Origin of the sequence: Streptococcus cristatus (assembly GCF_001578775.1) — a bacterium.
GTDB classification, from domain to species: Bacteria; Bacillota; Bacilli; order Lactobacillales; family Streptococcaceae; genus Streptococcus; species Streptococcus cristatus_A.
Genome location: NZ_KQ969062.1, coordinates 984,330 through 992,113 on the forward strand (window position 1 = coordinate 984,330; position 7,784 = coordinate 992,113).

Consider the following 7,784-nt stretch of genomic DNA (forward strand, 5'->3'; position numbering starts at 1 on the left):
CATTTACAATAAAAATCTGCTATACTATCTTTAGAAGGAGGAGGTATGTCGATTTTACGTGAGATTGGAATCATTGCTCGGGCTTTGGATTCCATTGCTAATATTGAGTTTCGTGACATAGATTTGGCGCGGGGGCAGTATCTCTATCTAGTGCGGATTGCGGAGAATCCTGGGATTATCCAGGAGGAGCTGTCAGACTTGCTCAAGGTAGATCGCTCGACGGTGGCTCGTTCAGTCAAGAAGCTTGAAAGCAAGGGTTTACTGGAACAGCGGCCAGCTGCCAATAACCGCAAGAACAAGGAATGGTTTGTTACCGAAAAGGGGGCGGCCCTCTATCCTCTTATCTTAGCGGAAAACGAATATTCGGAGCAGGTGGCGTTGGAAAAATTTTCAGAAACTGAGCGAAAAGAGTTAGAAAAGTTGCTAGTTCGCGTCCGAGAGAATATTACCAAGGACTGGGAGCTAGTCAAAAAAGGCCAGAAAAGAAATTATTGAGGTAGAATATGAAAATTGCAGTTGAAAATGAATTTTGGGCTTTGTTTCCAGAAGCTCAGATTAGTGTCTTAGTGGTCAAGGGGCTTGATAATAAAGTGGATGAAAGTAAGGACCCGTATTTCAAATCCCTGCTGGACAAGGGCGCAAAGCGAGCAGCAGACTTTATTCCAGATGAGAATTTCACTCAGAATGATGTCATTCAGGAGTGGCGGCAGGCTTTCAGCCAATTCAAGACCAAAAAAGGAGCGCGTTCCTCTATCGAAGCCCTACTCAAGCGGGTCAGTCAAGGACGGGAATTCAACCCCATCAATCCTTTAGTAGATATTTATAATAGTGTTTCCCTTTCTTATGCTGTTCCTTGTGGCGGTGAGGATTTGGACAAGATTGTCGGCGGCCTTTATCTGGGAAAGGCCAAGGGTGGTGAAGCGTTCTTTCCATTAGGAACTGAGACTGATGCACCAGCTTTACCGGAAGAAATCATCTACTATGATGATGAGGGAGCGGTCTGCCGTTGCCTTAACTGGAGAGAAGCGCAGCGAACCATGTTGACAGAAGAGACCAAGGATGCCATCTTGGTTATCGAAGCCATCAATGGAGAGCAGGCGGTGCGTGCTCAAGCAGCTATGACGGAACTTCAGACTCTGATTGAGGACTATTTTGGGGTTAAGGGTGATATTACCCACCTGACAGCTGAAAATCCCGTCTTGGAAGTCTAAAAATAAAAACATCTGGATCAGAATTATCTGGTCCAGATTTGTTTTTATAGGAGAAATAAGCCGAGTCATCTTATTTTGCCTTATTTTTAAAGACAAAAATCTTGCTGAAGACGTAGTTGAGGACGATAATCAGCACTTGAGCTATCAAGGTTTCAATGGTGTTGACCATCTTAATATCGTTGTGGACGAATTGACCAATAATCTGCGGGAAGCTAGTGACAAAGATAAAGGTTAGCAGCAAGTTCAAGGCCATAGTTGCCAGTCGGGCTGTGAAAAATTTGACCAATCGTACTGGCCAGCCTTTTCTTTTCTGCTTGAAAACGATGGTATCGTTGGTCACAAAGGCAAAGAGAATCCCCAGAATATCACCGATTATCGTAGCCAGTAATTCGTTTCTTGTTAGTTCATAGCAGAGCATCCGACTGACGACAGAGACAAGAGTGGTTGCCACACCAAAGAAAAGATAGGACAGAACCTCATTGTCAAAGAATTTTTTGATTAAAGTTTTCATAAAGATAGTCTATCACATTTCTAGGATTTATGCTATACTAGTGGAGTTGTCGATTTTTGGGAGAGAATTTTCCCGTCTGACGCAACCCTTGGCGCTTAACTTCTTTCGCCAAGCATATTACACGCGCTCATGCGCTAAAGGAGAAAACATGAAACAAGAAAACTTATCAGTCCGTGATCTGGTTCAGATTGCCATTATTGCTGCCATTTATGTGGCCCTTACGATTACGCCCCCTTTAAATGCTATCAGCTATGGTGCTTACCAGTTCAGAATTTCCGAAATGATGAACTTTATGGCCTTTTATAATCGTAAATACATTATGGGAGTGACCATCGGCTGTATGATTGCCAATCTCTATAGCTTTGGGATTATTGACGTCTTTGTCGGCGGTTGGTCAACTTTAGTCTTCCTATCATTAGGTGTTTACCTCTTCAGTCGCCATAAGAATCAATACCTGATCAAAGATTTGCTGCGCTTGGATCACTTCTATTTTGCGATTTTCTTCTCAATTTCGATGGTGACCATTGCAGCAGAGTTGTATTTCTTACAGGGCTTGCCATTCTTCCTGACTTGGTTCACAACGGCCATTGGTGAGTTTGCTTCCTTGATTGCTGGAGCTATCATTCTTAACCAGATTGCTAAAAGGATTGATTTAACAAAATAAGACAGTAGAGAGCGGATTTCCGCTCTTTTTATGTCCTCTTTTTTAGTGAGAATTCGGAACAAATAGAGGAAGATTTTGTGTATTTGTGATAAAATAGAAGTATGAAAGAAAGAATGTCAGAATTAGTCAAATTGCTTAACCGATACGCCTATGAATACTATACGGCAGACAGGCCAAGTGTATCGGACAGCGAGTATGACAGACTCTATCGCGAGTTAGTGGAGTTAGAAGAAAAGTACCCAACTGATATCCTACCTGATAGCCCGACGCATCGGGTGGGTGGGAAGATTTTAGAAGGATTTGAAAAATATCCACACCAGTATCCTCTCTTTAGTTTGCAGGATGCTTTTTCACGTGAAGAATTAATATCCTTTGACCAGCGGATTCGCAAGGAATTTCCCCAGGTTTCCTATATTTGTGAGCTCAAGATTGATGGGCTCTCTATTTCTCTGACCTATGAAAAAGGAATCTTGGTAGCAGGAGCGACTCGGGGGGATGGCTCTGTTGGAGAAAACATCACTGAAAATCTCAAGCGGGTCAAGGATATTCCGCTGACTTTGAAAGAGCCGCTGGACATTACGGTTCGCGGAGAGTGCTACATGCCCAAGGTTTCCTTTGATGCGGTCAATCAGCTGCGGCAGGAGAACGGTGAGCCTGAGTTTGCCAATCCCCGCAATGCGGCAGCAGGAACCTTGCGCCAGTTGGACACAGCAGTTGTGGCCAAGCGCAATCTAGCAACCTTCCTCTACCAAGAAGCCAGTCCGACTCAGGCCAGCAGCCAAGAAGCAGTTTTGAACAAGCTGGCAGATTTGGACTTCTCTGTCAATCCTACTCATATTCTGGCGGATTCTATCGAAGCAGTTTGGGAGTTTATCGAAAAGATTGCCCAGGAGCGGGACAGTCTGCCTTATGAGATCGACGGTATTGTTATCAAGGTCAATGACTTGGCTGTGCAAGAGGAGCTTGGATTTACTGTCAAGGCTCCCAAGTGGGCCATCGCCTATAAGTTTCCAGCTGAGGAAAAGGAAGCCCAGCTTCTGTCTGTTGACTGGACAGTCGGTCGGACGGGAGTTGTGACTCCAACGGCGAACTTGACGCCAGTTCAGCTAGCGGGAACGACTGTTAGCCGAGCAACCTTGCACAATGTGGACTATATTGCAGAGAAGGATATTCGTCAGAAAGACACCGTTATCGTCTATAAAGCGGGGGATATTATTCCTGCTGTCTTGCGAGTGGTTGAGAACAAGCGGGTCTCAGAGGAGGCTTTGGAAATACCAAGTCACTGTCCGAGCTGTGAGAGTGAGCTGGTGCATTTCGAGGACGAAGTGGCTTTGCGCTGTATCAACCCGCTCTGTCCAGCTCAGATCAAGGAAGGCTTGATCCACTTTGCCAGCCGAGATGCCATGAATATTACTGGCCTTGGTCCAGCAGTGGTCGAGAAGGTCTTTGATAAGAACTTGGTCAAGGATGTGGCTGGAATTTATCGACTTTCTGTAGAAGATTTGCTGACCTTGGACGGCTTTAAGGAAAAATCAGCGAATAAATTGTATACTGCCATTCAAGCTTCCAAGGAAAACTCAGCAGAGAAATTGCTCTTTGGTCTGGGAATCCGCCACGTGGGAAGCAAGGCTAGTCGGATTTTGATGGAGAAATTCCACGATATGATCAAGTTGTCACAGGCCAGTCAAGAGGAAATATCTTCCATTGACAGCCTAGGGACAGTTATCGCTCAGAGTCTGCATTCTTACTTTGAGCAGGAAGGCAGTCAGCTTCTGCTGCAAGAATTACAAGAAGCTGGCGTCAACCTAGACTATCTGGGGGAGAAAGTGGCAGCGGATGCTGCTCTCGCTGGCAAAACAGTCGTATTGACCGGAAAATTACAAAAATTAACACGGAATCAAGCTAAAGAAAAATTGCTGAGCTTGGGTGCAAATGTCGCTGGAAGTGTGTCTAAAAAGACAGATTTGGTGGTGGCAGGTAGCGATGCAGGCAGCAAATTGACCAAAGCTCAAGAACTTGGAATCGAGATTCGAGATGAGGACTGGCTAGATAGCTTGTGAGGCTGAGTATGGAAAATAAAATAAAAAAAGCAAGATTGATTTATAACCCAACTTCTGGGCAGGAAATTATCAAAAAAAATATTGCCGAAGTCTTGGATGTCTTGGAAGATGTTGGCTATGAGACCAGTGCCTACCAGACGACTCCAGAGCCTTTCTCTGCTCAGCGAGAAGCTGAAAGAGCAGCAAGAGCAGGTTTTGATTTGGTCATAGCAGCCGGTGGAGACGGTACTATCAATGAAGTAGTGAATGGAGTTGCGGGTCTAGATGTGCGCCCCAAGCTGGCTTTCATCCCAACTGGTACGACTAATGATTATGCGCGTGCCTTGAAAATTCCGATGGGAGATCCGGTGGCTGCAGCTCGGATTATCGAGAAAAACCAGACGATTCAGATGGATATCGGTCGGGCTTATGGCAGCAAATACTTTATCAACATTGCGGCGGCGGGTACGCTGACTGAGCTGACTTATAGTGTCCCTAGTGAAGTCAAGACCCGTCTAGGCTATCTGGCTTATGTAGCCGAAGGAGCCAAAATGCTGCCACGCTCCAAATCCCGTAAGGTACGGATTGAGCATGACCATGGTGTTTTTGAGGGCAAGATTTCGCTTGTCTTTGCAGCCTTGACCAATTCTATCGGAGGCTTTGAAAAACTAGCGCCAGATACAAAACTGGACGATGGAAATTTCACCTTGATTCTTGTAAAAACGGCTAAGTTGTTTGATATGCTTAGTCTCATCATACAGGCAATTAATGGTGGCCAACATGTGACGGATGCTAATGTTGAATATCTGAAAACCAGCAAATTGAAGCTAGAAGTATTAGATAAAAAAGCTCCCTTTATGTTGAATCTAGACGGTGAGTACGGAGGAGATACACCAGTAGAATTGGAAGTTTTGCACAATCATCTGGAGTTTTTCGCCAATATAGATGAAATCGATGAGAGCGCTCTTTCCTTAGAAAAATTAGAATGAAGAGATAAATGAAAATGCTAGACTATAAGGTCATTGTCCATTACCACAATCCTAAGGGAGATTACTTTTCTTATGATTTGTGGCAGTGGCAGACGGATCAGTGGGGAAAAGAAGCACCTTTTTCTAAACTAGATTATTTTGGTATTCAGGGAGAACTATCTTTTGAAAGTTGGGAGCCTCTTAGTCAGGCTCATGTGATTGTCAAGCGTTCAGACTGGTCCAGCCAATCTTGCGACTACCACATTGATTTATTGCCAGTACATTTGCCCACAGAGGTTTGGTTGATTGAAGGAGATCATCAGGTCTACTATTCCTTGCAAGCGGCGACGACGAGTCACCAATATTCGCGGCGACGTCCTCATAATTTCGATGTGGCTATGCGGTCGGATTATTTTGATGAATGCTGGGGCTACCAAGGCTGGCTTGGGCATCGTCTGCAGGGGCAGGTAAATGAGTTTAAAGTTTGGGCTCCGACAGCCAAAAAAGTTGAATTGCTAGTCTATGAAACTTCGGATAATCAAGCAGCTGTTTATAAAGAATTCCCTATGGAAAAGGGAGAGATTTACTCGCACGATCATGCAAAAAATACAATCGGAGTTTGGTCGGTGGAAGTGCCAGAAGATTTAGCTGGCAAGACCTACCAGTATCATGTTCATTTTGAAAATCAGCATTTTTTGACGCGCGATCCTTATACAATCGCCACCAGTCCTGATGGCAAGCGCTCAGCTATTGTTGCTGAACAGGACAAGACTGTTGCTGGTTTTAAGGTATGTCAAGGCAAGGAGGCAACTTGGCGTTTAGATAATCCGAATCAGGCGGTCATCTATGAGATGCATATCCGAGATATTAGCAAATCGCCTAGTTCAGGTGTCGCAGAGCATTTGCGAGGGACTTTTTTAGGTGCTTGTCAACGTGGCACTAGAAATAGTCAGGGAGATCAGACTACTTTTGATTACATTCGCAATCTAGGTATCAATGTCGTGCAGCTCCAGCCGGTTTCTGACCGACATAAGGACTATGATGAAAATGGCCAAGTTACTTATAACTGGGGCTATGATCCACAGAACTACAATGCACCAGAAACCAGTTTTTCTTCTAATCCGGATGATCCAGGTCAGGCTATCCGAGATTTGAAAACCATGATTCAGGCTTACCACGATGCAGGGATTTCTGTGACCTTGGATGTGGTTTACAATCATATTTATTCGACCTTTGACTCAGCCTTTCAGTCAACAGTTCCCGATTATTACTACCGGATGAATCCCAACGGTTCTTTCCAGAATGGTACAGGTGTTGGCAGTGAGACGGCCAGTGAGCATGAAATGTTCCGCAAATTCATGATTGATTCCCTTCGCTACTGGGTAGAAGAATTCAATGTGGATGGCTTCCGTTTTGATCTGATGGGAATCCATGATGTCACCACCATGAATATCATCCGAGAAGAAATGGACAAAATTGATCCACGGATTTTGCTTTATGGTGAAGGTTGGGATATGGGAACAGGCCTGATGCCAGAGGACAAGGCTAAGAAAGACAATGCTTATCAACTGCCGCGAATTGGCTTTTTCAATGATACCCAGCGCGATGCGATAAAGGGTGCTGAAGTCTACGGTGGTCTGAAAGCTGGTTATGTGAGCGGACAAGCGACTGAGGATATCATAGCCAAAGCCATTTTGGGTAGTAGTGAGTTGGGTTCCTATTTGACACCGAGCCAAGTTCTTAATTATGTGGAGGCTCATGATAATTTCAACCTGCATGACTTGCTGGTTGACTTGCACCCAGATGATAATGAGGTCACTCGGACCAAAAGAATTGAGCTGGCAACAGCTATGAACTTGCTTATGCAGGGTATGGCATTTATGGAATTGGGCCAAGAATTTTCCCGCACAAAATTAGTAGGAACAGGCGAAGAGGGCCAAGTCCTTCCTAGCGACCGTGACAGAGCAATGAATAGCTACAATGCTCCCGATGCTGTCAACCAAGTGAATTGGGAATTGATCAGCAAACATCAGGAGAGTATTGACTATATCAAGCAGATTATTCACTTAAAGACAAGTCAGAAGGAATTTTCTTATCTGACCTATGAAGAGATTTACAAACATGTCTTTGTAAGAGAAGCCTTTGCCGGCAGTGGTATCGTCATTTTTGAGATTAAAGATGAAAAACATTATGAAATCATTTTTAATGCGAGTGGCCTGCCCTATTACCTTGAGAATGCGGATCATCTACGTTTATTGGTCGGAAATAGCCGCCATAAGAGACCTTTCTATGTTGAAAATCTGACCGCTTCCGTTTTTGAAGTGATTAAATAAGATTGAATAAAAATAAGAAAAGATTGAAGACAGGCTTTGTGGCTCACGTTTTCAATCT

7 protein-coding genes and 1 riboswitch are annotated in these 7,784 nt (G+C 44.3%); of the genes, 6 read left to right on the plus strand and 1 reads right to left on the minus strand.

Going from position 1 to position 7,784, the window contains the following annotated elements; all coding sequences use genetic code 11:
* Positions 1-45 precede the first annotated feature (45 nt).
* Together SCRDD08_RS04920 and SCRDD08_RS04925 are read left to right on the plus strand one after the other, a co-directional pair.
* Entirely contained in the window at positions 46-495 is a 450-nt protein-coding gene (locus SCRDD08_RS04920) for a MarR family winged helix-turn-helix transcriptional regulator (RefSeq protein WP_045499527.1), read from the plus strand.
* An 8-nt stretch (positions 496-503) separates the two neighbouring features.
* Entirely contained in the window at positions 504-1,211 is a 708-nt protein-coding gene (locus SCRDD08_RS04925) for a B3/B4 domain-containing protein (protein ID WP_061422679.1), read from the plus strand.
* A gap of 70 nt (positions 1,212-1,281) precedes the next feature.
* Here SCRDD08_RS04925 and SCRDD08_RS04930 read toward each other — a convergent pair whose 3' ends face one another.
* A complete protein-coding gene (locus tag SCRDD08_RS04930; RefSeq protein WP_061422680.1) occupies positions 1,282-1,722 on the minus strand; it encodes a GtrA family protein in 441 nt (146 codons plus the stop codon).
* 28 nt (positions 1,723-1,750) lie between these two features.
* A riboswitch (PreQ1 riboswitch) is annotated at positions 1,751-1,873 on the plus strand.
* Between SCRDD08_RS04930 and SCRDD08_RS04935 the strand changes: the two genes are divergently transcribed.
* The 4 genes from SCRDD08_RS04935 (at position 1,871) to pulA (ending at position 7,726) form a co-directional block, all read left to right on the plus strand.
* Positions 1,871-2,386, plus strand: coding sequence for a QueT transporter family protein (locus tag SCRDD08_RS04935; RefSeq protein ID WP_061422681.1), 516 nt, complete (start codon positions 1,871-1,873; stop codon positions 2,384-2,386). Its footprint overlaps the riboswitch before it by 3 nt.
* 101 nt (positions 2,387-2,487) lie before the next feature.
* The gene (ligA, locus tag SCRDD08_RS04940) at positions 2,488-4,446 is read left to right on the plus strand and encodes an NAD-dependent DNA ligase LigA (protein ID WP_061422682.1); all 1,959 of its coding nucleotides are present in this window, start codon (positions 2,488-2,490) and stop codon (positions 4,444-4,446) included.
* Positions 4,447-4,454: 8 nt separating this feature from the next.
* Positions 4,455-5,414, plus strand: a complete 960-nt coding sequence (locus SCRDD08_RS04945) for a diacylglycerol kinase family lipid kinase (protein ID WP_045499540.1) — start codon at positions 4,455-4,457, stop codon at positions 5,412-5,414.
* Positions 5,415-5,428: 14 nt separating this feature from the next.
* Positions 5,429-7,726 (plus strand): type I pullulanase, encoded by a 2,298-nt coding sequence (gene pulA, locus SCRDD08_RS04950; RefSeq protein WP_061423266.1) that lies wholly within the window; start codon positions 5,429-5,431, stop codon positions 7,724-7,726.
* The last annotated feature ends 58 nt before the right edge of the window (positions 7,727-7,784 follow it).

What these genes read in the sequence shown, in the direction of transcription:
- SCRDD08_RS04920 (WP_045499527.1), top strand. Translation starts at nt 46, where the DNA reads ATGTCGATTTTACGTGAGATTGGAATCATTGCTCGGGCTTTGGATTCC.
- SCRDD08_RS04925 (WP_061422679.1), top strand. Translation starts at nt 504, where the DNA reads ATGAAAATTGCAGTTGAAAATGAATTTTGGGCTTTGTTTCCAGAAGCT.
- SCRDD08_RS04935 (WP_061422681.1), top strand. Translation starts at nt 1,871, where the DNA reads ATGAAACAAGAAAACTTATCAGTCCGTGATCTGGTTCAGATTGCCATT.
- SCRDD08_RS04945 (WP_045499540.1), top strand. Translation starts at nt 4,455, where the DNA reads ATGGAAAATAAAATAAAAAAAGCAAGATTGATTTATAACCCAACTTCT.
- pulA (WP_061423266.1), top strand. Translation starts at nt 5,429, where the DNA reads ATGCTAGACTATAAGGTCATTGTCCATTACCACAATCCTAAGGGAGAT.
- ligA (WP_061422682.1), top strand. Translation starts at nt 2,488, where the DNA reads ATGAAAGAAAGAATGTCAGAATTAGTCAAATTGCTTAACCGATACGCC.
- SCRDD08_RS04930 (WP_061422680.1), bottom strand. Translation starts at nt 1,722, where the DNA reads ATGAAAACTTTAATCAAAAAATTCTTTGACAATGAGGTTCTGTCCTAT.